Source organism: Nocardia carnea (assembly GCF_029868325.1).
Classification (GTDB): Bacteria; Actinomycetota; Actinomycetes; order Mycobacteriales; family Mycobacteriaceae; genus Nocardia; species Nocardia carnea_C.
Map to the genome: position 1 here is coordinate 1 of NZ_JARWNW010000106.1, position 23,954 is coordinate 23,954.

At 66.2% G+C, this 23,954-nt stretch carries 24 protein-coding genes and 2 pseudogenes; 5 read left to right on the plus strand and 21 right to left on the minus strand.

The genetic code is table 11. The features are described from left to right. A pseudogene (locus QH196_RS32490) lies at positions 1-129 on the plus strand (transposase); the annotation flags it as partial. A 79-nt stretch (positions 130-208) separates the two neighbouring features. Here QH196_RS32490 and QH196_RS07320 read toward each other — a convergent pair. After that, entirely contained in the window at positions 209-685 is a 477-nt protein-coding gene (locus QH196_RS07320) for a hypothetical protein (RefSeq protein ID WP_280414991.1), read from the minus strand. Next, positions 682-999 (minus strand): zinc ribbon domain-containing protein, encoded by a 318-nt coding sequence (locus QH196_RS07325; protein ID WP_280414992.1) that lies wholly within the window; start codon positions 997-999, stop codon positions 682-684. The genes QH196_RS07320 and QH196_RS07325 overlap by 4 nt, the downstream gene beginning before the upstream one ends. A 9-nt stretch (positions 1,000-1,008) precedes the next feature. On the opposite strand from QH196_RS07325, the gene QH196_RS07330 reads away from it, so the two are divergent. Next, positions 1,009-1,452: a transposase gene (locus QH196_RS07330; RefSeq protein ID WP_280414993.1), complete on the plus strand. Its 444-nt coding sequence runs from the start codon at positions 1,009-1,011 to the stop codon at positions 1,450-1,452. Between the two features lie 77 nt (positions 1,453-1,529). On the opposite strand, the gene QH196_RS07335 is transcribed toward QH196_RS07330, so the two are convergent. The 13 genes and pseudogenes from QH196_RS07335 to QH196_RS07395 all read right to left on the minus strand — a co-directional run bounded on the left by QH196_RS07335 (position 1,530) and on the right by QH196_RS07395 (position 14,762). Next, a complete protein-coding gene (locus QH196_RS07335; protein ID WP_280414994.1) occupies positions 1,530-2,087 on the minus strand; it encodes a transposase in 558 nt (185 codons plus the stop codon). 56 nt (positions 2,088-2,143) lie between these two features. Then, positions 2,144-3,661 (minus strand): long-chain-fatty-acid--CoA ligase, encoded by a 1,518-nt coding sequence (locus QH196_RS07340; RefSeq protein ID WP_280414995.1) that lies wholly within the window; start codon positions 3,659-3,661, stop codon positions 2,144-2,146. Between the two features lie 18 nt (positions 3,662-3,679). Then, on the minus strand, positions 3,680-5,119 hold the full coding sequence (locus tag QH196_RS07345) for an MmgE/PrpD family protein (RefSeq protein ID WP_280414996.1): 1,440 nt from the start codon (positions 5,117-5,119) through the stop codon (positions 3,680-3,682). Beyond that, positions 5,116-5,916, minus strand: a complete 801-nt coding sequence (locus QH196_RS07350; RefSeq protein ID WP_280414997.1) for an ABC transporter permease — start codon at positions 5,914-5,916, stop codon at positions 5,116-5,118. The genes QH196_RS07345 and QH196_RS07350 overlap by 4 nt, the downstream gene beginning before the upstream one ends. Beyond that, a complete protein-coding gene (locus QH196_RS07355) occupies positions 5,913-6,722 on the minus strand; it encodes an ABC transporter permease (protein ID WP_280414998.1) in 810 nt (269 codons plus the stop codon). Before QH196_RS07355 ends, QH196_RS07350 begins: the two co-directional genes overlap by 4 nt. Next, entirely contained in the window at positions 6,719-7,546 is an 828-nt protein-coding gene (locus tag QH196_RS07360) for an ABC transporter ATP-binding protein (RefSeq protein ID WP_280414999.1), read from the minus strand. The genes QH196_RS07355 and QH196_RS07360 overlap by 4 nt, the downstream gene beginning before the upstream one ends. Positions 7,547-7,550: 4 nt before the next feature. Beyond that, on the minus strand, positions 7,551-8,543 hold the full coding sequence (locus QH196_RS07365) for an ABC transporter substrate-binding protein (protein ID WP_280415000.1): 993 nt from the start codon (positions 8,541-8,543) through the stop codon (positions 7,551-7,553). Continuing rightward, the gene (locus tag QH196_RS07370; RefSeq protein WP_280415001.1) at positions 8,540-9,100 is read right to left on the minus strand and encodes a 3-isopropylmalate dehydratase; all 561 of its coding nucleotides are present in this window, start codon (positions 9,098-9,100) and stop codon (positions 8,540-8,542) included. Before QH196_RS07370 ends, QH196_RS07365 begins: the two co-directional genes overlap by 4 nt. A 71-nt stretch (positions 9,101-9,171) precedes the next feature. Beyond that, a complete protein-coding gene (locus QH196_RS07375) occupies positions 9,172-10,434 on the minus strand; it encodes a 3-isopropylmalate dehydratase large subunit (protein ID WP_280415002.1) in 1,263 nt (420 codons plus the stop codon). Continuing rightward, positions 10,427-11,284 (minus strand): isocitrate lyase/PEP mutase family protein, encoded by an 858-nt coding sequence (locus QH196_RS07380; protein WP_280415003.1) that lies wholly within the window; start codon positions 11,282-11,284, stop codon positions 10,427-10,429. Before QH196_RS07380 ends, QH196_RS07375 begins: the two co-directional genes overlap by 8 nt. Further along, positions 11,277-12,050 (minus strand): IclR family transcriptional regulator, encoded by a 774-nt coding sequence (locus QH196_RS07385; RefSeq protein ID WP_280415004.1) that lies wholly within the window; start codon positions 12,048-12,050, stop codon positions 11,277-11,279. Before QH196_RS07385 ends, QH196_RS07380 begins: the two co-directional genes overlap by 8 nt. A 1,104-nt stretch (positions 12,051-13,154) precedes the next feature. Then, a pseudogene (locus tag QH196_RS32495) lies at positions 13,155-14,008 on the minus strand (NaeI family type II restriction endonuclease). A 271-nt stretch (positions 14,009-14,279) separates the two neighbouring features. Then, complete coding sequence (locus QH196_RS07395; RefSeq protein ID WP_280415005.1) at positions 14,280-14,762, minus strand: hypothetical protein; 483 nt, start codon at positions 14,760-14,762, stop codon at positions 14,280-14,282. 24 nt (positions 14,763-14,786) lie between these two features. Between QH196_RS07395 and QH196_RS07400 the strand changes: the two genes are divergently transcribed. Beyond that, on the plus strand, positions 14,787-15,275 hold the full coding sequence (locus QH196_RS07400) for a hypothetical protein (protein ID WP_280415006.1): 489 nt from the start codon (positions 14,787-14,789) through the stop codon (positions 15,273-15,275). A 66-nt stretch (positions 15,276-15,341) separates the two neighbouring features. On the opposite strand, the gene QH196_RS07405 is transcribed toward QH196_RS07400, so the two are convergent. The 5 genes from QH196_RS07405 to QH196_RS07425 all read right to left on the minus strand — a co-directional run bounded on the left by QH196_RS07405 (position 15,342) and on the right by QH196_RS07425 (position 20,842). Next, on the minus strand, positions 15,342-16,946 hold the full coding sequence (locus tag QH196_RS07405; RefSeq protein ID WP_280415007.1) for an FAD-dependent monooxygenase: 1,605 nt from the start codon (positions 16,944-16,946) through the stop codon (positions 15,342-15,344). After that, on the minus strand, positions 16,943-17,680 hold the full coding sequence (locus QH196_RS07410; protein WP_280415008.1) for a TetR/AcrR family transcriptional regulator: 738 nt from the start codon (positions 17,678-17,680) through the stop codon (positions 16,943-16,945). Before QH196_RS07410 ends, QH196_RS07405 begins: the two co-directional genes overlap by 4 nt. A 257-nt stretch (positions 17,681-17,937) precedes the next feature. Beyond that, on the minus strand, positions 17,938-18,972 hold the full coding sequence (locus QH196_RS07415) for a phosphotransferase family protein (RefSeq protein ID WP_280415009.1): 1,035 nt from the start codon (positions 18,970-18,972) through the stop codon (positions 17,938-17,940). 173 nt (positions 18,973-19,145) lie between these two features. Then, positions 19,146-20,021, minus strand: coding sequence for a MaoC/PaaZ C-terminal domain-containing protein (locus QH196_RS07420; RefSeq protein ID WP_280415010.1), 876 nt, complete (start codon positions 20,019-20,021; stop codon positions 19,146-19,148). Beyond that, positions 20,018-20,842 carry an SDR family NAD(P)-dependent oxidoreductase gene (locus tag QH196_RS07425; RefSeq protein WP_280415020.1) on the minus strand — a complete coding sequence of 275 codons (825 nt, stop codon included), beginning with the start codon at positions 20,840-20,842 and terminating at the stop codon, positions 20,018-20,020. Before QH196_RS07425 ends, QH196_RS07420 begins: the two co-directional genes overlap by 4 nt. Positions 20,843-20,939: 97 nt before the next feature. Here QH196_RS07425 and QH196_RS07430 point away from each other — a divergent pair, with 97 nt between their 5' ends. After that, the gene (locus QH196_RS07430; protein WP_280415011.1) at positions 20,940-21,920 is read left to right on the plus strand and encodes an NADPH:quinone oxidoreductase family protein; all 981 of its coding nucleotides are present in this window, start codon (positions 20,940-20,942) and stop codon (positions 21,918-21,920) included. Positions 21,921-21,956: 36 nt separating this feature from the next. Beyond that, complete coding sequence (locus QH196_RS07435) at positions 21,957-22,586, plus strand: TetR/AcrR family transcriptional regulator (RefSeq protein ID WP_280415012.1); 630 nt, start codon at positions 21,957-21,959, stop codon at positions 22,584-22,586. A 118-nt stretch (positions 22,587-22,704) separates the two neighbouring features. Here QH196_RS07435 and QH196_RS07440 read toward each other — a convergent pair whose 3' ends face one another. Continuing rightward, on the minus strand, positions 22,705-23,880 hold the full coding sequence (locus QH196_RS07440) for an iron-containing alcohol dehydrogenase (protein ID WP_280415013.1): 1,176 nt from the start codon (positions 23,878-23,880) through the stop codon (positions 22,705-22,707). Positions 23,881-23,954 lie beyond the last annotated feature (74 nt).

Genomic DNA, 23,954 nt, shown 5'->3' on the forward strand with positions numbered 1-23,954 from the left:
GAACGGACCATTGCGTGGTTGACCGGATACCGGCGCCTGACGATCCGCTACGAACGACACGGCCACCTCTTCGCAGCATTTCTACAACTCGCCGCAGCTCTCACCTGCTACAAGAAACTCACCACGTAAGACGTCCTCTAAATGTAAATCAGGCGGCGCTCTTTGAGAGCGTGGACGTAATGGTCGACTCCCCCTCCGGACACCAGTGTTAACCCCACAAGGGGGTGGCACCAACGATTACGCGATTGCGTAGGTGTTGGTATCTCGCCTGAAGGCCCAGACTCTGATAGAGCTGGGCCTTATCTGTTGGGTGACCAGCGGTAAGTACCGCTCTGATGTCGCCGAGTGCGTCGACGAGCTTGCGGATCTCTGTTTCGGTGAACCGTCGTACCTTGGGTAGCCCATTGAGCTCGGCTTCGGCAGCGGCCTTGTCGGCTTGCGCGGTGTTCATCGCCACCACCAACGCCTGCGGGTCAACACCTGCCTCGATGGCGGCCAGATGCCGAGCCAGACGGGACTCGGCGTCGAGGACACGCTGTCGCAAACTCTGCCGCTGAATGTCAGTGGTGTCGTCATTGTGGGCAGCGAGCAGCACGGCGCTGGTACTCGCCCGGCGCTCACGATCGAACAGGCCGGCAAGCCAGGCATCGATGCGGTCGGTGACGAGGTCTTCACGCAGGTTCACCGTGCGGGGATGCTCCTCGAGAGCCGCGCTGCCGGGGGCGAGCGTTTCGCGCGGCAGCGGTAGTACACGCTGTCGCGGACCAGTTCGGCCTGCATCTTGCGACCACACCCATCGCAACGCAGCAGCCCACTGAGCAGATAGACGCGTCGTCCGCTGCCGTGGCGGGTGCGTTCGAGGGCGGCCCAGGCCCGGTTGCCTGTGCCGGCGCGCCGACGCCGAATCAATTGTGCTTCGGTGAAGGTCGCCACGGAGACGATCGCGGGGTGCGCCGGCCGCTGGGCTCGAACGATGCGCTGGGCCGGTGCGCGCTTCATCCGCGTCACATGTCCAGCGGCAACATCGTCGGGGTCGAGCAGCTCACGCCTGCTCAGTGGGCCGATTGCCCGCAGTTCACGACCGTGCTCGGCGAGATCCGGGTGCCGCGGCTCGGGGTCGGTGGTACCCGGTCACGGCCGGATCGGGTCCTGGCCGACAAAGCCAATTCTTCGGCGGCCAACCGTGCTTACCTGCGGCGACGCGGGATCAAGGCAACTATCCCGATCAAGGCGGATCAGGCCGCGAATCGCGCGACCAAAAGCCAGGCCGGTGGGCGACCGCCCGCGTTCGAGCATGGTCTCTACGCCCTGCGGCACGCCGTGGAATGCACGATCAACCGCCTCAAACAGCACCGGGCAGTGGCCACCCGGTATGACAAACTCGCCGTCCGCTACCTGGCCGCCGTCCGTGTCGCCGCGATCAACCTGTGGCTATCAGGCCGCGGCTTATAAAACACGCTCTGGTCGCTCAGCAGAATTCGTTTCCAGAGCAGGTCGGGGGATCGCGCGTCCGAACATCTGGCGTTTGATCATTTTGATGCGATTGACGTGGCCTTCGACCGGGCACGGGCAAAACGGCGAACGGTTCCCCGGGCAAGACCGAGCCGGACCCCGATGGCCCGCAGGCTCAACCCCTCACCGAGCAGCGTGTGGACCGCGGCGTAACATTCCCGGGTCCGAACCGCCCACTTGTCCGTCCTCGCCGGTGAGCGTTCGCTCACCCAACTCTGCGGTGGCTGCGGCAAGTCGACGACCGCTGGTGTTGCATCAGTATCGATCGGTGGCGGCGCCCAAGCACATGCGGTGAGGGGCGACCACACGTTCGACCGCTTCGCCGAGGTTGTGCCAGACATGCCATCGGTCCGCGACTGCAGCGCATCCGGTGCTCCGACGGTCACGCCTTCGGCGTAGGCGCCGGCACGGTCCCGGGATACGATCTCGACGCCGGGATGCGCGCGTAGCCAGCCGGCCAGGGTTTCGGCGGCGCGGTCGGCGAGCACGTCGACCGGCCGTCGGTTTTCGATGTCGATCAGGAACGTGCCGTAATGATGCCCGCGACGCAGCGCAAAGTCGTCGACCCCCAGCACGCGAGGAGTGACCTTGCCGGGGTCGGGAATGCGAGGCCGCGGTCGCCGGCCGGAGGTCAGATATCGCGTTTGCGGATCTTGCCGGTGGCGGTCATCGGCAGGGCGTCGCGGAATTCGACGATCCGCGGGTACTTGTAGGCCGCCAGCTGCTCTTTGGCCCAGGCGACCAGATCGTGCTCGGTGACGTCGTCGTGGCCTTTGTTCTTGACGACCACGGCCTTGATCTCCTCGCCGTGCGAATTGTGCGGGACGCCGAGCACCGCGATTAGGGAGACCGCCGGATGCGTCATCAGCAGTTCCTCGATTTCCCGCGGATACACATTGAAGCCGCCGCGGATGATCATGTCCTTGGCACGGTCGACGATGTAGTAGAAACCGCCGGCGTCTTTCCTGGCGAGGTCACCGGTCCGGAACCAGCCGTCGCGGAGCACCTCATCGGTCGCCTCCGGCCGGCCGTAGTAGCCCTTCATCACGTTGTGGCCTTTGATCGCGATCTCACCGAGCGCGTCGGGGCCCGCGGGCACCTCCGACCAGTCGTCGCCGATCAGCCGCATCTCGACGCCCGGGATCGGCACCCCGATCGACCCCACCCGCGGGGGTTGCCCGTACACCGAGAACGACGCCACCGGCGAGGTTTCCGATAGGCCGTAGCCTTCGAGGATCGTGACGCCGAACCGGGTCCGGAAGTCCTCGTGCACCTGGCCCGGTAATGCCGAACCGCCGGCGACGGCGATCCGCAGGTGGGCGGCGAGCGCCGCCACGTCCACGGTGTCGTCGAGGGCGCCGAGCAGGCTCCAGTACATGGTGGGGACGCCGGCGAAGAAGGTCACGGTCTCCTTGCGCATGAGGTCGAGGGCGGCTGCCGGGTCGAATCGGGGCAGCAGCACGAGGGTCGCGCCGAAGGCGATCGCGCCGTTCTGGACGACGGTTTGCCCGAAGGCGTGGAACAGCGGCAGCACACCCAGGTAGGTGTCGGGGTGCTGCGGGTCGGCGGCGAACAGGTCCTCACCGGCGAGGGCGTTGGCGCGCATATTGCGGTGCCGCAGCTGTGCGCCTTTCGGCCGGCCCGTGGTGCCCGAGGTGTAGAGGATCACCGCGGTGTCGTCGTCGTCCACCTCGGCCGGCGCGAAATCGACGGGCCGGTCCGCCCACTGTGGGGGTCCCGCGGCCGGGACCACGAACAGTGACCGGCAACCGTCGGTCTCTTCGAACGCTGCCACGGCCGCTTCGCCGATCGGGAGTTCGGGGCCGCCCTCGAACGCGAAGTAGGCGACGGCGTCGGAATCGCGGAGATGGTAGGCGATTTCGCGGGGCTTGAGCAGCACGTTCAACGGCACGACGGTGGCGCCTGCCTTGAGGACGCCGAAGTAGATGATCGTGAATTCCGGGAGGTTGGGATAGGTGAGCGCGACCTTGTCTCCGGGGCGCACATTTTCGGCGGCGAGCAGATCGGCCACCTGGTTCGAGGCGGCGTCGAGCTCGGCGTAGGTGATCCGGCGGTCACCGAGCACGAGCACCGTGCGGCCGGGGAACTGCGCGGCGGTCGAGCTCAGCAGCTCGGCGAGATTCGTCATGGAATATGTCCTCTCGGGTCAGAGCGTGATGGGGAGCGCCGGGACACCGGGTGCCAGCTCGTCGACCAGTACGAAGGCGTCCGGCAGCGCGTCGAGGTCCAGTACCAGGTGCTCGATGCGCTCCCACCGGTCGGCGATATCGATGGATTCGGCGAGGCGGCGGGCCTTCGTCACCACCTCGGCGTTCGGAAGTGGTCGCGTCGGGCCGCCCAGGGGGCCGTCGACTTCGATCTCCACTGCCTCGCCACCACGCAGTCCGAGGCGCATGCGGGTTCGGAAACGGTCACTGGGACTGTCGAAGTCCGGGCAGTGGTGCACCTCGATGCGGCCGAGCAGGGACCAGACGTCGGTGGCGGAGATCCGGTCGCGGGTGAACTGTTCGGCGAGCACCTGGCCGTCGAGCAGGGCCACGGCCACGGTGTAGCCGATGTTCATCTGGGCACCGATTGTCTCCAGCGGCGCCTCGGGCTGCCACCAGCCGTGGTGGTAGGCGGCATGCGAAACCTCCACCGCGAGGGATTCGATATCCGCGGCGGTGATTCCGCGGGCCCGTGCCGCCAGTGCGCAGTCGATGGGCGCGTGGGTGGCGGCCATCGCGGCGTAGGCCTTCACACCGGTATCCATGAGCACCCAGTCCTCCCCCAGCCCACTGGTGATCAGGTCGGCGCGCGGATCGTGGCCCTCGCCGAAGGTAGTCAGGAAGCCGCCGTATTCGCGTTCGTAGACCCGTTTGATCCCGGTGTAACCGGCCTCGGCCAGCGCCGCCGCGTACAGACCGTTGCGGGCCGAGAATCCGTGGTGCATCCGTTTGGACATGGCTTCGTACTGGGCAGCCATCAGCCCGGCCGACTGCGTTCCGGCCAGCCCGAGGGCGTCCTCGACCCGCGCGGGATCGAGCCGCCGCAACCACGCCGACGTCGCGGCACTCGCATGGGTACCGAACACCGCCCCGGAATGCCACCCACGGGACAACATTTCGGCGCCGTGCAAGGCCAGGCCCACCCGCGGGCCCACCTCGTAACCGGCGATCAGCGCGGTGAGCAGGTCCCGGCCCGGCACCGCGTGGTCGAGGGCCGCGAGGGTGCTGACGGCACTGGGCACAACCAGCGAATTGCTGTGCAGCGGCGCGCGCACGTGGTAATCGTCCAGCTCGAAACCCTGGATGAAGGTGCCGTTCAACAGGCACGCGGCCGGGCCGGAGGTGGTGATCCCCCAGCCGAGCACCGGGACCTCGCCCGCACCCTCGAGCCGCAGTACCGCCTCGACCGCCCGCGCCGACCACGGGAGCCGGGCCCCGACCAGCGCGCAGACCAGCCCGTCGAGCAGTAGGTACCGCGCCCGCTCGCGCACCACCTCGGGGATATCGTCGTAGTCCAGCTCGGCGATCCACGTCGCCAGGTGACCGGTCACACCCTGCGGATCGGTCGGCGGGTTCATATCGATCCGGGCGGCGGTCATACGGTCACCTCGTAACGGTTGCGGATACGGGATTCGAGCTGTTGCAGAGCCAAGGTCGGGACGAGTGCGAGGACGCCGATCAGAATCACCTGGCCGATAATGTTCTCCACCCGGGCCAGCGACAGATTGCGCAGCAGCTCGTAGCCCAATCCGGACGATCCGGAGAACATCTCGGCGAGCAGCAGCCCGATCAGGGTGAGGCCGAAACACAACCGCATGCCCGAGGCCAGGGAGGGCAGCACGCTCGGCACCACGATCCGCCGCAGCAGCGACACCCGCGACATACCCAGGCTCGCCGACATCTTCAGATGCAGCCGGCTCACCCCGGCGGTCGCCTCCACCATGATCAGAAACATCGGCAGCACACCCGAGACGAACGCGAACGACCCGCGGCTGAGATCGCCGATACCCAGGAAGAGCAGGAAGATCGGATACAGGACGATCTTCGGCACGCTGTTGAGCGCGTACACCACGGGGAGCACCGCCCGTGACCAGAACGCGCTCAGCCCGAGCAGCATGCCGGCCACCGACCCCACGACAACGGCCGCCGCGTAAGACAGCAGCAGGACGCGAGCGGTATCGGCGACACTGCCCAGGAACCGCGCGTCCCGGATATCGGACCACAGGCTGGTGAGCGCCTCCCCCGGCCCGGGATAGACGGCGCTGCCGGCCACAGCCGCGGTCATGGTCCACACCACCACGAGGGCGACGGCCAGCACCAAGGGCGGAACCCACGCGGGTCCCCCGGCGCGCAGTACCGAACGTAGACGAGCCGCCGGTGCGGCGCCCGCGCTCATCGCCGCCGCCAATCGAACGCGCTCAACGCGGCACCCAGCGCGAGATTCGCCAGTAGCGCGAAAACGCTGACGAAGACGATGCCGGCGTACATATCGACGGTGTCGAAGTTGTTGTAGGCCCGGTTGACCACCTGGCCCAGCCCCGTTGTCGCGAGGATGAACTCCGTGGCGAGAACGGCGATGATCGCGTACCCTAATCCGAGTTTCAGCCCCGCCAGGATGTCCGGGAGCGCCGCCGGCAGCAGGATCTTGCGCAACTGCTGTGACCGCGACATCTCCAGCGACCAGGCGAGTTTTGTGACGATGGGCGGCGTCGATTCGAACCCCACCAGCGCATGCGAGATAACGATGACGACACTGAACAGCGTGGCCAGCAGGATGATGGGAACGACACCGGTCCCGAACATCACCACCAGCACCGGGTAGAGCGCGAAGATCGGCAGCGCGTAGAACACATTGACATACGGCGTGACGGCGCGATGCACCCAGCGGGACCGGGCCATGACGTAGGCCGTGCCCACCCCGGCAACCGCCGAAGCGGCGAAGCTCGCGCAGATGAGCAGCACACTGCGCAGCAGCGCGTCGACGACGAAATCACGATTGCCGAGCAGTTCGACCGCCCGCACCACCATGTCACTCACCGGAATGAGATCCAGCCGCGAAACGGCACCGGACCGCGCGTACCCCTCCACCGCGGCAACAGCTGCGACGACCAGCACGAATGTCCAAGCCGGGGATGGCAATCCGGATACCCGGCGCGGCGCGGGCCGCACATAGGACGGGACAACAGACGAGCGCGCCCTCATCGCGCGCTCCTCTTCGCCACCATCGCCGCCTCGGCCTCATTGCGGATCTGCGCCCAGATCCGTTCCTGCGCCGCCGTCGCGGACGGTTCCGACAGTGCGGCATGCGCACGCGGCCGGGGCAGCGCGATGGGCACCTCGTCGATGAACGTGCCCGGCCGGCGGCCCATCACCAGCACCCGGTCCGAGAGCAGCACCGCTTCCTGGATGCTGTGCGTGATGAACAGCACCCCGCAGCCGATCTGCTCGACCACGCGCAGCAGTTCCTCGGCCATCAGCATGCGGGTCTGCTCGTCGAGCGCGCCGAACGGTTCGTCGGCGAGGATCAGATCCGGGTCGGTCGACATCGCCCGCGCCATGGCGACGCGCTGGCGCATACCGCCGGACAATTGCGCCGGATAGTGGTCCTCGAAACCACCCAGTCCGACGATCTCCACCAGTTCCCGGGCGCGTTCCCGCCGCTCCTTACGGCCCATCCCGCGCACCTCGAGCGCGAAGGCGACATTGTCGAGAACCGTCCGCCACGGCAGCGTCGCGGATTCCTGGAAGACGATCGCCGTGCGCCGGCGCGGACCTGTCAGCGGTGCACCGTCCACCTCGACGGAGCCGCGCGCGGGATCCTGAAGTGCCCCGATGATTTCGAGCAATGTCGATTTGCCGCAGCCACTGGGCCCGACGATCGAGACGAATTCGCCGCGCCCGATGGTGAGATCGACGGGTCCGAGTGCATGGACCGGGCCGAAATGCTGCTCCACCCCCGTGACCCGCACGATCGGTACCGCGGTCGTGGTGGCGCTGTCGCGCCGCTGCGCTGTCTGGGTATTCATCGCCTCACTCGCATTCGGCCGGAAGAGCGGCGGAGAGGTTCTCCAGGAGGAACGTGGTCTGGAACAGCCCGCAGAATTCGAGGTCGGTGCGATCCATCACCATGCGCTGGGCGTCGACGGCCTGCGCGATCGCTTCGGGATCGAACCCCGCGTTCCAGTTGTCGTACTGGATCGCCTTACCGACGATCGCGGCCGCATGCTGCACGTCGATATCGATGTACTCGGCGTACAGTTGCGCGGCCCGGTCCGGGTTCTCGCGGATGAACGCGACCGCGTCCGCATAGCCCGCGACCACCGCCCGCACCGTATCCGGGTTCCGTTCGGCGAATTCGGGAGTCGTGGTGATCACGCTCTGCTGGAACTTCTTCAGATGATCGGCGCTGGACACGACCACCCGGAACTTATCGGTTTTCGCCACGACCGAGGGCGGGACGACGGCCACATCGACATCGCCGGCCTCCAGCAGCGCGACGCCCTCACCGACACCACCCGAGGAGGTCCGCTCGATCGGCTGGGTCGCGCCCGCGGTCTCGGGCAGGATATGGGTCAGGGCTTGGGTCACCGACTGCGGGTTGGTGTAGGCCCACTTTCCGATATCGGTGATGCCGCGCACCTGCGTATTGCTGTCCAACGCATAGAAGTCGAGGCCGTACACGCTCTGCGTCGCACCCCCCACGACAGCCAGCGGAGCGCCCGCCTCGCTGGATTCCAGCACGGATGTGAAGCCGACATCGGCGATGGGCAGATCACCGCTGAGCATATTGCGGACGGTGGTACCGCCGCCCTTGCCGGGGACGATCTCGCCGATGGTCACCCCGCGCTTCTCGAAGAACCCTTGGTCCTTACCGACCAGCCAAGGAATCGAATACGGCTCCGAGGCATTGCTGACGGCGATATCGAACGACGTCGCATCCGCGGCGCCGCCGCTTCCGCTGCATGCGCTCAGCATCAGGGCGGCCGCCGCCGCACCGGCGATCAGAGCGGTTCTGCTCTTCATAATCTTTCTCCTGCACTACTGGTCGCGTCGTTGCGATCCAGGAAGCCGCCTGCCTCCAGGCGGTTGATCAGCCCACCACCGGCGATGAGCTCCACGACGAATTCGGGCAGCGGTTCGATCCGGTGCTCGGTCCCCCGGGTCTCGTTGCTCACCATGCCCGTCACTGCGTCGATCGCGAGAACATCTCCCTCGGTGATCAGCGACCGCGCGTCCGGCACGGTGAGCGCCGGCAGCCCGTAGTTGAGGGCATTGCGGTGGAACAGCGAGTTGTACTGCTCCGCCACCAGACACGAGACGCCCAGATGGGTGAACAATTCGGCACACGGCCGGCTCGACCCCAGGCCGAAATTCCGCCCCGCCACCACGATGTCGCCCGGTTGCACGAGCTCCGGCCATCCCGGCCGGGTGGCGTCGAACATGTACCGCGCCGCCTCGGGCACGGACAGTTTCATCGCGAACCCCGGGTACATATCGTCGGTATTGATCTCGTCCCCGAAAACCCACGCCCGCCCACGAACCCGCAAAGGCGAATTCGCCTCCGGCCCTGAACCGCTCATGCTGTGTCCACTGGGCATGAGCGGAGGGCCTACGTGGTTACGCTCCGCTGCCGCCTCCGGCCCTGACCCGCTCATGCCGCTACCTCCGCTAACTGGTCCGGTCCCGCGATGTACCCGGTCAAAGCCGAGGCTGCGACGGTGGCGGGTGAGGCCATATAGACCTCGGCCTCGGTGCTGCCCATCCGGCCGCGGAAATTCCGGGTGCTCGAGGTGACGCAGACTTCGCCGGGGGCGAGCACACCCATGTGGTAGCCGAAACAGGCCCCGCAGGTGGAGTTCGTCACCACCGCGCCCGCTTCGACGAGCGTGGCGACATATCCGCGCCGGACGGCCTCCAGATACACCTGCTGCGACGCCGGGGTGACGATGAGCCGCACCCCCGGTGCGACGCGGCGCCCTGCCACGATGCGTGCCGCGACCGCCAGATCGGCGAGCTGCCCGTTGGCGCAGGATCCGATGAACGCTTGGTCGATCCGGGTGCGTTCGAGGCCGCTGAGCGGTACCGCGTTGTTGATCACGGTGCCGGGCAGGCCCACCATCGGTTCGATCGCCGCGAGGTCGACGGTTCGCACCTCGGCGTATACCGCGTCCGGGTCGGGGTTGCCCGGCTCGTAGGCAGCCCCCGGTGCGACCTCGGCCAGGAACTCCTCGGTGACCGCGTCGCAGGGGAAAACCGTGAAATCCGCGCCGATTTCCGCGCCCTGGGTCGCGATGGTCCGGCGATCCGATATCGGCACCGAGGCGAGCCCGGGCCCGCCGAACTCGAGCGCGTGGTCGGTGGCGTCGCCGTACTTGCCGGAGATCGCCAGGAAGATGTCCTTACCGTTGATATGCGCGGGTTTCGTCCCGACGAGTTCGTACCGGATCGTCGGCGGTACGCGATACCAGGTGCGGCCGGTGCACACCATCTGCAGGATCTCCAGCGGGCCAAGCCCCCGCGCGGCGGAGTTCAACGCGCCGCCCGCACAGGTATGGGAATCGGTGCAGCACACCACGGTTCCCGGCAGTACCAGCCCCTGCTCGGCGAGCACCTGGTGGACGATGCCGTGGCGTCCGACATCGTAGAACCGGTCGATTCCGTGTTTGGCGACGAAAGCCCGCGCCTTGGCGCCGTGGCCGGCGTCGCGCGGGGTGGGCGCCGGGACCGCGTGGTCGAGTACCACCGCGACCTTGTCCGGATCGTGCACCGCCCGGACGTCCGCGAGCCGGTCCTGGGCGAACTGAACGTCGATCACCACCGTCATATCGACATCACTGGTGACGATCTGTCCCGGTTCCACCCGGTCGAGGCCCGCCGAGCGGGCGAGGATCTTCTCGATGATCGTGTCAGGCATGGCTCGGCTCCGGCACAGTGCGGCGGGCGGTCCACTCGTCGAGGCCGACGGCCTCGAACAGGGCGCGCGGTCCGGCGGCAGGTCCGGCCGGTAGACCACCGGCGGCGATATCGGCCATGGCCCGGGAGATGGCGGCGAACGCGGCCCCGACGGCCGCCCCCGGCAGGATGGCGCCGGCATACCCGAACTCCGCGAGCTGCTCCCGCGACACCTCCGGCGACTTCCCGCCGGGAACGATATTGAAGATCACCGGCACCCCGAGCGCCGGTGGAATGGCCGCGACCTGTTCGACGGTCTGCGGTGCCTCGACGAAGAGCACGTCGGCCCCGGCCTCGGTGTACCGCCGCGCGCGGGCGATCGCCGCGTCGAACCCCTCGACCGCGATCGCGTCGGTGCGGGCCACGATCAGGGTGCCCCGGCGCCGCGCGGCCACCGCCACCGCGATCTTGCGGGCGAATTCGTCGGCGTCGATGAGGCTTTTGTCGTCGAGATGCCCGCACCGCTTGGGGAACACCTGATCCTCGAGCTGGACCGCGGCCGCGCCGGCCTCCTCGTAGGTCCGCACGGTACGGAAGGTATTGGTCTCGTCGCCGAAGCCGGTATCGGCGTCGGCGATCACCGGCACATCCAGGTGGCGCCGGGCGACGGCGATCGCCCGGGCCATCTCCGTGACGGTGGTGAGCCCGATATCGGGCAGCCCCTCGGCGGCGGAAACCGCCGCGCCGGACACGTAGGCCGCTTCCGCCCCGGATCGCGCGGCGATCGCGGCCGAAAGACCGTCGTAGACACCGGGCGCGACCAGCAGACCCGGTCGCCGCAACAGGCCGGCGAGCCGCTGCGCATCAGACATCTGCGCGCTCCCCGGCCGGAACATGCCCCATCCGCGCCGCAATGGCCCGCGCCGTCGACGCGACGATCGGGCCGACCCGCTCGGCCGCCGCCCGGTCCAGCCGGAACGACGGACCGCCGATCGCCAGCACCGCTTCCGGCCGGCCACCGAAGCCGGGCACCGGCGCGGCCACCGAGTTGAGCCCCACCTCACGTTCGCCCTCGGTATAGGCCCAGCCGAGTTCACGCACCTCGGACAACTGCCGGTCGAGGTCCTTGCGTGCGACCACCGTGGAGTCGGTGTAGCGCTGCAGCCCCGCGCCGACCGCGGCATCCAGCGCGTCGTCGTCGAAGGCCATGAAACATTTACCGGCGGCGCCGGCATGCAGTGGGAGAACCTGGCCCACGTAACCCCGGTAGATCACGGAGTGGTTCGACAACACCGACACCACCACCACGCGGGTGGCACCCTGCCGCACGTACAGCCCCGCGCTCTCGCCCGTCACGTCACGCAATTGCTCGACGAACGGCTGCGCGATCCCGAGCAGGCTCGACCCCGAACGCGCCGGCGCACTCCATACGAGAACCCGCAGGCCGACACGGTACAGGTCACCTTCCCGCACCAGCAGCCCTTCCTGCTGAAGGGTCGACACGATCCGCGCGACGGTGGTCGCGGGCAAACCGGTACGACTGCGGATATCCGCCACCCCGAGACGAGGCGCGGCTTCGGTGAAGCAATCCAGTACGTCGCACGCGCGCCCCAGCACACGTACCCCAGGCTCAGCCATCAATCCTCCAACACCGCTATACGGTTTTCGAAACCGTCTGACGGTTTTTTACCGTAGTCGGGTGACCCGGATCACGTCAACCCCCCGGGATGTCACCAAGAGAGTTCGCCGCAGTTCGCGCCGACACCCGCGAGCCCGATAGCTAAGAACACCGGGTCGGTGGATCCGACCGGAATCCGCGAGCGCACGCCACGACCGACCGTGTGAGTGAGTGAGGTCGGAGAAGGTGCGCGGGTCCCAGCCGGTCAGCTCGCGCCAGCAGCCGAGGCGGTAGACAACCGCGTTGACGTGCAGGTGACTCTTCGCGCACGATAAGTGATCGACATATCGGCCTCGGGGAAAGCTCGGGTGACCGGTGGCTCACTACGGAAATCCCGACCGATCACCTAGCGGAACTGAGTTACCGAGTCGCGATCCATCCGAGCGTTCACAGCCGGGCCGCCGTCTGGGCAATGGCATTGCCTGTTCCGAACTCGGCGCCACCTTCCCCGCCGACCGCGAAGGTACCGACCATGGGCCGGCCACGCTGTTCCGGATCGTCGGACTCGATGAGTGGCGGTTGATCGGTGAGCGCTACCAGGTACGTCCGGCCGTCAGCCGCGCCACCGATTTCGAGTCAACGGACCTATGAGGACTACATGATGAACGAACTTCTCGAAGGCCGAGTGTGGTGCGTCGGCGATTCGGAAACCACCGACGCCGTGTTCCCCGGCTTCGCAATAGAACTCCCCGTGGCCGAAGCTGGACAAACGTCTTCTACGACCTGCGGCCTGGCTGGACCCAGCAGGTCCGGGCCGGAGACATCATCGTCGCCGGCCGCAACTTCGGGGTCGGGTCCTCGCGTCCGGTTGCCGCGCTGTCCCGGTACCTCGGCATCCGCACCGGGAGCCCGCAACACACGATCGAAGCAACCAGCGGAAGGTCCGGTTCGCACCGCCAAGGACGGTGCCCGGCAACTGATCCTGTGCCTTCCAATACAGCGAGACAGCTCTACCAGAACGAACCACGCAGGTACCGTTGCGGGATTGGTCCTGGCTCCGGCCGTGACGACCTGAGAGTCTCAGCGGTCGCACACCGCGTCTTTCTCGACCTACGCGGAGAGGGTCACTCTGTTGTGGTGACCAACCGGCCACGTGCGGGTACCGGAATGCCCAATCGACTGGCGGTTTCGACATCTCTCGATGAACTGCCTAATAGAATGAGGGTGCCCTCTTCGGCGAGCTTCGGTCGTGCTTGGCGGACTCTTTTCATTGCGTCGTCTTGCATCGCCACTGTTGCGACGGCGGTGCGGCTGATCAGTCTCCGCTGGGCCCGCCGGAGGAGTTCGCTGACACGCTGCTGGCCGTTTGCGGCCGAAAAGATCGCGTCGGTGTCGAACGCCGAAAGGTGCATGAGCACGTTCTCGGGCAGGGGCTGATCACGGTGTAGCCAGTGGATAGCATCGCGCCCTGCACCGCTCAGAGTTCTGTTGCCGTCGCGATTGCTGCCCTGGTTCAGCAACTGGGGCTGGATCCGGATGAGACCAGCGCTCCAGATGGAGGACTTGTCGTCGGCTGTGACCCCCAGCGTTATACAACCCAGGGTCTCGGGGGGAACTTCCAGAGCAGACGGTGCATGGAGTAGCCCATGTTAAATTCGATTCCGCCCAAGGCGAAGTCGAGCTTTCGGCCCGCACTGAATCGAAATTCAGGCTGTACTTCGAACTCGACCCGTGTGCCGAGCATGGCTCTTTCGGTCTTATTGAGCTGATCCCAGTTGAATCGACCGGTGCGGCTTCCGTCCAGCACGGAATCTATCGCGCGTCGAATGGCATTCGCTAGCCGGCTACCCGCCGGGTCCAGGTGAAGGAGCTCCGTGTGAAGAGCTGTGAGATCGGTATCGGCGTGTGGTTCGGTCGCTGGGCCTGCTCGCCGAGAACCCACCCTCGGGGTCGAAGAGACCAACGGCGGCAGCCTCACCAAGTCGTCTGTGTTCCCGGCAGAAACACCGGTTATCAGCGGTATTCCATTCGCATCCGAGACAACGTGAAACTTCAACCTTTTCTTACCGCTGTCGACCGGGCTGCGGCCGGTCAGTGAGCTTCTACTCTTTCGTTCGCAAGGGGTGGGTGCCGCGGTACCCGGACAACCCTACTGAACGTGAGTACCTCGGGCACCCTTACCCCGGCACCACTCGGCCGGGCCGAATCATGCGATGCCCGGCCTGGTGTGGCGCGCCCGCCGGCCCAAGCTATCTACCATCCGATAAAGAGCGTTTCATTGCGCGTAGTCGCCGCACACGTATCGGCGGCCGAGGACTTGCCCGGTAGGCGGGATCGAGTGGAACAAGTCTGACTTGGTGTCCATCATGGGTGTGATGGACGACCTCGAACTCGGTGATCGTACCGACAGTCGGCCATTGCTGCGGCGTGTCCGGAAGATGGAGTACATCCACGAACCCCCATGGCGGCGTAACCGTGCCCAAGTCGACAAACAACCCTATGACGCCCGGCTCGGGGATATTTTCGACCATGCCAGGCACGTGCCGGCCTACCGGGTAGATCTTGCGAGCGGTTTCGAGGTTCAGTTCGGTCGGGTCATGGTCGGTATAGTTCGACCATTTCAAGCAGTTGGGCGTCCACCTGTCAACCACAGTCCCGCAGTCGTCGCGGGCCGTGGGGTGCAGCTCGTGTCGTAGCAGCGTTTCGCTGGTGGCGGAGTCGAAGATGGTCATCGAGGACGGTGATCGGAGGATCGCGTGCACAATTCGGTGATCGCGGGCCTGGGTGCGTTGGGTGCGTGGCTTCTGGTAGCGGGCCCGTTGTATCAGGCTGCGATGGAGCTGCGGGATCGTGGACTGACCGATCGCAGAAACTTGCCTGCACAGATCATGACAGGTAGGCACGTTTCGGCGTGGTGGTGGCTGGTTCCGCCCGTGGCGTATTGGAAGCATCACCAGCGGCGTGAGCAGATCAAGCGGCGAGCACTCGAGGTGCTGCCGTTGGAAGAGGTCGAGCGGATGGTGTCGTTTTCCAACACCGCGCTCGCGTGGATGTTCGTCTCTACTGGTGCGGCGTTGATCGCGGTCAAAGAGACCTACGAGTGGGTCGAGATCGCGCATCTGCCGCAGGTGTGGACCTGGGTCGTGATCGTGTCCGCACTCGGTATCGCTGTCGGCAATGCCGCGGGGCAGACCGCGCGCACGACGAAGATCCTGTCACAGGCCGGCCGCACCAGCGGCGGGTAACCCGGGTGTACGTGAGCTCGGCGGTCGTGTAGACCGAGTGGGGAAGTCGCTGGTCGAGCGTGCTCCTCACAGGCTCGTCGCCGAGGGACGACGGGTCGTGTCGTCGACCTGTGCCAGGGCCTGGGTCAGCGCAACGGCAGGGTCCTCGGGGGCCGTGACCGCGCGCCAGGCGATGTAGCCGTCGGGGCGGACCAGCGAGGCTCCCGTGCCGGAGAGTCCGTAGGCGGTGCCGAAGACATTCGAGTCCACTGTCTTGACGTCGGTGCCGATCTCGACGAACCCGACCGCGGCATCGAGCTGCTGGGAGGCGGTGGTGGCGGCCGCGCGCCAACGGGCGTCCTCGGACATCACGACCCATTCATGGCCGAAAAGGTCCAGAGTCGAGCTGCTGTCGGAATCGGTGAGGACCAGGTGCGGGGCGCGGGTTCCGGGCTGACCGGCCCATTCGTCGGGACGCTGCGCGCGCGGCAGCTCGGGACCGGCGCCGATCACGGCATCGGAGCGGTAGAGCTGGCCGAGTTCGATGGCGGCGTCGTCGAGCACCGGCGCATCCGCCTTCGGAGTTTCGAGGTAGGCCTTGTAGTCGGCGCGGGCGAAGAGCTGGTCGTGGCGCAGTTCGGCAGTCGGGCGGCGTTCGGCGTCGTAGGTGTCGAGCAGGCGCGGCCGGGATGTGCCGGCCAGCACGGCGGCGAGTTTCCAGGCCAGGTTGTGGACGTCGTCGATACCGGTGTTGGCGCCGAATCCGCCACGGTTGGGCGGCAATTGGTGGGCGGCGTCGCCGGCGAGGAACACCCGGCCGTCGGAGAAGCGGTCGGCGATCAGCCCTGCCAGGTCCCAGCGGCCGGTGGTCACCAACTCTATCGGGATGTCGGTGCGGCCGATCGCCTGTTGCACCACCCGGATCTGCTCGTCGGTATCGCGGTCGATGTCGTCGCTGAGCATCAGCACCCACCGCCCGTCGGAATAGGTGGTCAGGAATGCCTGCAGGTCGGGTTGCTCGATCTCGAACTGGACCACGCCGTGCTCGAGATACTCATCCAGGGGCGCACGGAACAGGATGCTGCGCTGCACCGACAGCGGGCCCGCGCCGTGACGGCCGATGCTCAGGGCCTCGCGCACGGCGCTGGTCGCGCCGTCCGCTGCGACCATGTACTGGGCGCGCAGGTGATATTCGTGGCCGTCGTCGCGGCGACGAAGTGTGGCGGTCACGCCGTCGTCGTCTTGTGCGAAGTCGAGCAGTTCGGTGCCTGGCCGCAGGTCCGCGCCGAGCTCGACCGCCCGCTCCCGCAGGAGGGGTTCGAGCCGGTCCTGGGTGATGGCGATCGCGTGCACCGGCGAGTCCTCCGCGCCGTAGGCGCCCTTCCCGCCCGGCGTCCACGGGTACTCCTCGAGCCACCGGCCGGTCAGGCTCTCCACCCGGGCCCGCCGCGGCGGCTTCATACCCTGCAGCGAGGGCGGAACCTCGAGCCCGACCTGCCGGAAGTGTTCCACCGTGCGGGTGGTGAAGCCGATCGCCCGCGGATGCGGCGAGCTGCCGCGGTGCTTGTCGACAACCACGACGGGTACGCCGCGCCAAGCCAAAAACACCGCTGCAGAAAGACCGACCAGGCTGCCTCCGATGATGAGAACAGGGATGGAGTCGGGGGTCGGGGTTTCGTTGATGGTGCTCATGATCGTTCTCCTTCGCTGGTGTTGATTTCGGATGGCGAAGCCGGATCCGGTACCGGTAGCGCGGTGGCCAGGATCCCGTTGAGCAGGACCGACAGTGCCCATCGCATGCGGGTGGCGCCGGTCCCGGTCAGTAGCAGCTGTCCCAGCGCGCGGATCTGCGGGTAGCGCCCCACGTCGGCATTCCCGATTGCGGCGACCAGTGCGTCCCATTCGTCGTCATCACGGGGGTTCTCTCGGCGGGTGGCCTGTTCAGCCCCCGTGGCGGTGGCAACCTGCATCAGCAGATCCACCGCCCAGGCCGCCCTGTCCGCTTCGACGCCGCCCTCACACAGCAGCGTCACCAGCGCCTCCACCAGGTCGAGATAGTGGGGCCCGGACGGGCGGGTCAGCAGGGCCGACCGGGCCAACGACGGATACTGCATCAGGACACCGACATAGGAGGACAGGGTCGCTTCGAGGCGGTCACGCCAATCCCCGGGCGCGCCGACCGGACCGAGATCGACTCTGGCGAGCAATTCGTCCAGCACCGCCGCATGCAGATCGGCCACGTTCCGGAAGTACACATACAGCGACGCCGGGCCGGTATCGAGCTCAGTCGCCAGCCGACGCAGAGTCAGTTTCTCCAAACCCTCAGACCGCATCACCGCCACCGCAGCGGCGACAACACGATCACGGGTCAACGCCGGCTTGCTTGGGCGCTCCCGGCGGCTGCGGACAACTCGATGCTCATTCACGAATCCGATCGTAACGAACATGTTCGTTACGAACAAGATTTTGACGAACACGTTCGTTGTGCAATGAGACACTCGATCCGATGGCGGCGTCTACCAACGATCCAATTCCCCGGATAACCGGCCGCTCTCCGGGGACCACCGAAGGCGGCGTGCGGCGGGGTCCCTCGACTCCTCGCCCGATATATCCAACGGATTTCAGCCGTGGAACGTCAGCACCCGCCACGTTCCGCGGCGGACCGGCACTCGGTTCGGATAGTTCAGTGCTCCCTGGTGAGGCCGAGACCGATTTCGAGGAGTGGTTCGGTAGCACGTCCGATGTGTTCAAAGCCGACTCCGACGGTATGGCCGTGGGTATGGCGATAGTGGATCCCTTCGACGATCGTTGCGAGTTTGAAGGCAGCGAGGCCGAGGCAGTATCCGAGACCCGCGAAGTCGGTATCGCTGTTGTCGGCGTATCGCTGGATGATCTCTGTTTCGGACAGGAACCCGGCCGCGAGCGAGGCGTCGGCTATGGCGGCGCCTTCGGGAATCCGGGCGAGCCGTTGGTAGACGACCAGGAGTGCGAGATCGGTGAGCGGCGCTCCGAGCGTCGCCATCTCCCAGTCGATGATCGCGGCGGTGCGGTCGGATTGATCGATGAGCAGATTGTCGAGGCGGTAGTCGCCGTGCACTATTCCGGGCGTGGGGTCCGAGGGCACGTCGGAGGCCAGCAGGTCGTACAACCTGTCGGCGGCAGGCAGCTCACGCGTCCGTGACGCATCCAGTTGCTTGCGCCACCGTCGGAGTTGACGGCCCAGGAATCCGTCCGGCCGCCCGAAGTCGGCGAGGCCCACCGCCACCGGATCCACCCGATGCAGCGCGGCCAAGGAGTCCACCAGCGCGGTGGAGATCGTCCTGGTACGGCGCGCCCCGAGCTGTTCCAGTTCGTGGCGGTGCCGGAAGGGACGACCGGCTACCTTCTCCATTACGTAGAACGGGACACCCAAAACGGTATCGTCCCGGCACAGTGCGTAGGCAGCGGGCACGGGCACGTCGGTCTCGCGCAGTGCCGACATGACCTGATACTCCCGTGCCATATCGTGTGCCGTCGCCAAGACGTGGCCCAGCGGCGGTCTGCGGAGGATCCAGCTGCTGGTGGCGTCGCGGATCTCGTAGGTGAGGTTCGACTTGCCGCCGGTGATCAACTCCGCGCCGATGAGTTCACCGGAGCCGGGCAACGCTGTCGCGAACCACGCGGACAGGCTTGGTAAGTCGATTCCTGCAGGTGTGGGTGAGTCCGAAAGGAAGGTCATCGCACAGCCCCGGTCGGATCGTCTACGACGGCGTGCCGGGTACCGGTCACCGGCCGGGCTGTGTGTTCGATATTGCGGTAGGGGTCGCGGGCCTCTGGTGTCACTGGTTCTCCTCTGTTGTGGTGCACAGATATTGCTGCCGCAGCAGTCGCCGGGGATCTGTATGGGCGACCTCACCGGACCTCTGTGAGTCGCAGGTGTCCGTTCGAGATCGGTGTGGTTCCGTCGGCAGCCCGGACGTCGAAGTGGGTTGACCGGTGGCGTAATGGAGCTGCTCTGACCTCGAGACGGGCACCCGGAGTGACGATGCCGGTGAAACGGCAGGAGAGAGATCCGATGGTGGCCGGGCTGTCCGGTAGCCGGCTCGTTATCAGCGAGACGGCGCGTGCGAGTGTTTCGGTTCCGTGCAGGACGGTGTTCTTCAGACCTGCGGCCTTCGCGACGCGGATATCGGTGTGGATGGGGTTGAAGATCCGGGCGCATTCGGTGTAGATGATGGCGTTGGTCTCGTCGACGGTGAATTCGCCGATCGGCGCCAGATCGTTGCCGGTAGCCGAGACCACGGGGCGATCGGGCCCAGGTTTCGGACTCCCACTCAGGCGGACGCCGGGGTAGAGCATATGAGTCCGGGTGACGACGAGCAGAGAGCCCTGTTCGTCAACTGTATGGAATTGTGTCGCAATATGGGTTGCGGTGGACCTCTGTTGTGCGATGTGCAATTCGGCGGTCGTGGTCAGTCGTTGTCCACTTCGGATAGGGGCGATGTATTCCACCTCTTGCCCGACGTGCAGCCCTCGGCGCAGAGTTGCCTCCGACAGGGCGATGCCCGGAGCTCCGTGCTCCACCAGCGGCCATTCCAAACATGCCGGAAAAACAGGGTGGGCGACGATACCGCCTGGGCTCTCCACATCGAAGTAGGCAAACCGTTTGTCACCGACAGCGGCCGCGTAGGCGACGAGCCAGCGGTCGGTGATGTCGTGCGTGATCCGCGGTGGCGGCTCAGCGTCATCGGCGGAAAGGACGCGAACAGTGGCGTTGTCGAGAGTCACAGCGTAAACCCACCGTCGACCGTCAATACCGTTCCAGTGGTGAAGGTGGCGTCCTCGGACAGGAAAACCGCAGCGCTGGCTACCTCGGACCCTTCTCCATACCTACGCAACAGTGTTTCGCGGTGGATGCGTTCGCGCGCGCGGGCGGGTATGGCGGCGGTCATATCGGATTCGACGAAGCCCGGGGCCAGCACGTTGACCCGCGTTCCCGCGCGGGCGAGCTCTTTGGCGAGCGAGCGACCGAGACCGGTCAACGCCGCTTTCGAACTCGAGTAAGCGGTATCACCGGGAAAACCCGTGATGCCGACGACCGACGAGACGAATACGATGCTGCCCGAGGGCGATTTCGATATGTACGGAACGACCGCTCTGGCCAGTCGGTAGGCGCCGCCCAGGTTCGTGTTCACCACTTGCCACCATTGGTCTTCCGGCAGTTCGCGTATCGGACCGCCGCGCCAGATCCCCGCATTGACAACCACGCTGTCCAGCCGGCCGAACCGGTCGATGATCGTTTCGACGAAGCGGGCCGGGTCGTCGGCGGCCGCGTCCGACTCGGCGGACACACAAGCGACGCCGTACGTCTCTGCTTCGCGCGTCACGCTCTCTGCCAGATCGGGGCGCGAGCGATAGGTGAACGCGACGTCCAGGCCACGCGCCGCGAATGCGTGGACGATTTCGCGGCCGATGCCACGAGTGCCACCGGAGACAAGTACCACTCGCCGATGCGATGAACTCAGCCCTCCCCGTCGTGGTTCACTGCCGGTCGGTTCAGCCATGACAGGTCCCTTCGTTATGCCGGCGGAAAGGCGGCCGCCGGGCATCACAATGGTTGCGTATTGAACGATCGGTACAGTACATCTTGATAGGTACGAGGTACAACCATCATGTACCGATCAGTCAAATTGAAAGTAGGTTGCAATGCGAGCGATGCAGATTTCCGATCTCGGTGGCCCCGACGCGCTGGAACTGGTGGAGCTTCCGGACCCGGTGGCGGCACCCGGGAAGGTGTTGATCGAAGTCCAGGCGGCCGGCGTGAGTTTCGTGGATCTCTTGATGACCCAAGGGCTGTACCAGGACAAGCCGGATCTGCCTTTCGTGCCGGGCATCGAGGTAGCCGGGTTCGTGCGAAGTGCACCAGCCGATACCGGTTACCGCGTCGGTGACCGTGTCGCGGCATACGTGCCGAACGGGGGGTATGCCGAAGTGGTGGCCGCCGCACCCGAAGTGACCATGGCACTGCCGGCCGAACTCGGTTTCGATCAGGGCGCGGCGATCGCGATGAATTTCCAGACCGTTCATTTCGCGCTGGCACGCCGCGGCCGCCTGCAGCAGGGTGAGCATGTTCTGGTGCACGGTGCGGCCGGCGGAATCGGGACCGCGGCGATCCAGGTGGCCAAGGGGTTGGGAGCACAGGTGACGGCGGTCGTCGATACCGAGGCCAATATCGATGTGGCGAAAACGGCCGGTGCCGACAACGTCGTGGCGATCGGCGACGGGTGGGCGGAGACGGTCGCGCAATCAGGCCCGGTGAACGTGACCGTCGATCCGGTGGGCGGAGACTTTTTCACCGACTCGTTGCGGTTGCTGGCACCGGAGGGCAGGCACCTGGTCATCGGCTTTGCTGCCGGTGGTATACCGCAGGTCAAGGTGAACCGTTTGCTGCTGAAGAACATCGAGGTCGTCGGCGTGGGGTGGGGCGCTTTCCTGGCCGTCGACCAGACCATCGCTGCCGCATCGGCCGCCGAGTTGGACCGGCTAGCCCGTGCGGGATTCATTCGTCCGATCGTCGGGGCCACCTACCCGCTGGAGCGTGCGGCCGAGGCATTGTGCGCGCTTCGCGACCGCACCGCGGCGGGAAAATTGGTCATCGAGGTGGGTAATGTTGTGAATTCCCGGTAAGCGCGCGCGTTCGGATGGAGAGTAGGTAGAGCGACTGTGGTCTCTGCGAAGTCAGGCCGGCTGGGCCGTCGCGACACCCGCAACGGCACGGGTTCGCGGGAGCGGATCCTCGCCGCGGCCGCCAAGCTGTTCGCCGAGAACGGCTACCACGGCACCGGAATCGAATCGATCTCGAGTGAAGTGCAGCTGGGACGCGGTGCGCTCTACCACCACATCGGCAACAAGGAAGCGCTCCTCTTCGAGATCTGCCACTCCACCATCTCCGATCTACTACGCGAGTCCGAAGCCGTGCTCGCCGCGGGTGGCTCGTGCGAGGAGCGTTTCCGAGCTCTCATGCGCGTTTCGGTGCGAAGTATCGCCGACCGAATTCCCGAGTGGACGGTTTCGCTGCATGATTTCGGCGCACTGACCGGTCAGCGGAAGACGATCATCCAGCAGGGCCGGGATCGGTGGGAGAAGATGATCGCCGATGTGCTGGCCGAGGGCGCGGAGAGCGGCGACTTCGTCGCGCTGGATCCGATAGTGCACAAGGGCATCATCGGCATGTTCAACTACACCTACGTATGGATTACCCCCGGCGGCCCCCTGACCCCGGAGGCGATCGCCGACCTTTTCACCGATACGTTGATGTCCGGGGTCCGACGTCCGGAGTCCCGGAACTCGTAACCTCGCCGGGGCACGCGCCGGCCACCGGGCGTACCGGCCGGAGGAAACCGGACCATCTCGCGCGCCGAGGTTCGGCCGGGCCGTGGGCGTTCGAGGGCACCGACGGCCCGGGCACCGGCTACCAGGCGAGCTTCAATAGCTCGTGAACGATATTTTCATCCACAACCCGCGGCGACTCGCGAACCACGATATCGCCCATGGCAGCCTTCGCGACGACCGCCAGCTTGTCCGGCCCGACCTCGAAATCGGAGATCCGCCGGGGGACACCCAAGCTGTCGAGAATGCGCTCGAGGCGGTCCGCGGCCGTCAGATCTTCCCGATCGCCCTGAACCTTCGCCATCGAGGCCGCCATCGCCTGTTGCTGCCCGGAGGTCACCGGTTCGAGAAACCGTACGACGTGCGGAAGCATGATGCAGGAAGTGACACCGTGCGGGATCCCGACGGCTCCCAACTGGTGGCCGATGGCATGCGAGAGCCCCAATGACACGTTGTGGACACCGATGATCGACATCCACGCCGCTTGCTGGCACCGCAGCGCCGCCTCGTAGTTCGTCGGATCCGCCACGGAGAGCGGAAGGTACTCGGCGAGCATGGCCAGAGCTCCATTGGCCAATGCCGTCGTGAACGGATGCGCGTTCTTCGCATACGCCGTCTCCACTGCATGGTCCAGAGCTCGGACACCGGTCGTGGCCCAGAGTTGCCGAGGGGTATGCGCGCAGAATTCCGGATCGAGAAACACGACCTTGGGAGTCAGTTCCAGGTAACAGGTGATGTCCTTGGTATCGCGCGCATGGTCGACAGTGCCGGCGAAACCGTCCCATTCCGCCGCCGACAGTGTTGTCGGGACGGCCATGACCGGCATCGGAACACCGTCGAGCGGACGCACCCGCACAGTATCGGGGTACTCGAACTGCAGGTAGTTGCGTGCCAGGTCCTCGACCGATTCACAGCCTTCGGAAATGCCGGCGGCGGCCAGCTTCGCCGCGTCGACCGCAGACCCGCCGCCGACCCCGATCAGCGAATCCGCGTCGACACTTCGCGCGAACTCGACCAACTCCACAATCCCCTCCACCGGGTTATGCGGTTCGATCCCGGTGAACACACCGGCCACGCGACCACCGATCCCATCCACGAGACGGCGGAAATGCTCGGTCGATCCGACCGACCTGCCCGTGATGACGACAGCGCGGCCCAGGCCGCGCTGTGCCAGCTCCTCCCCCACTCGGCCGACAGCGCCCGCCCCTTGGACCACGGTGTCCATGCGTGGCATCTCGAACTTCGCAATCTCGCTCATCAACGCTCGTTTCTCTTCTCGCACGGCTTTGTGTGATGGTCCCCACATTCAAGGACTTCCGTTACCGTACCGTT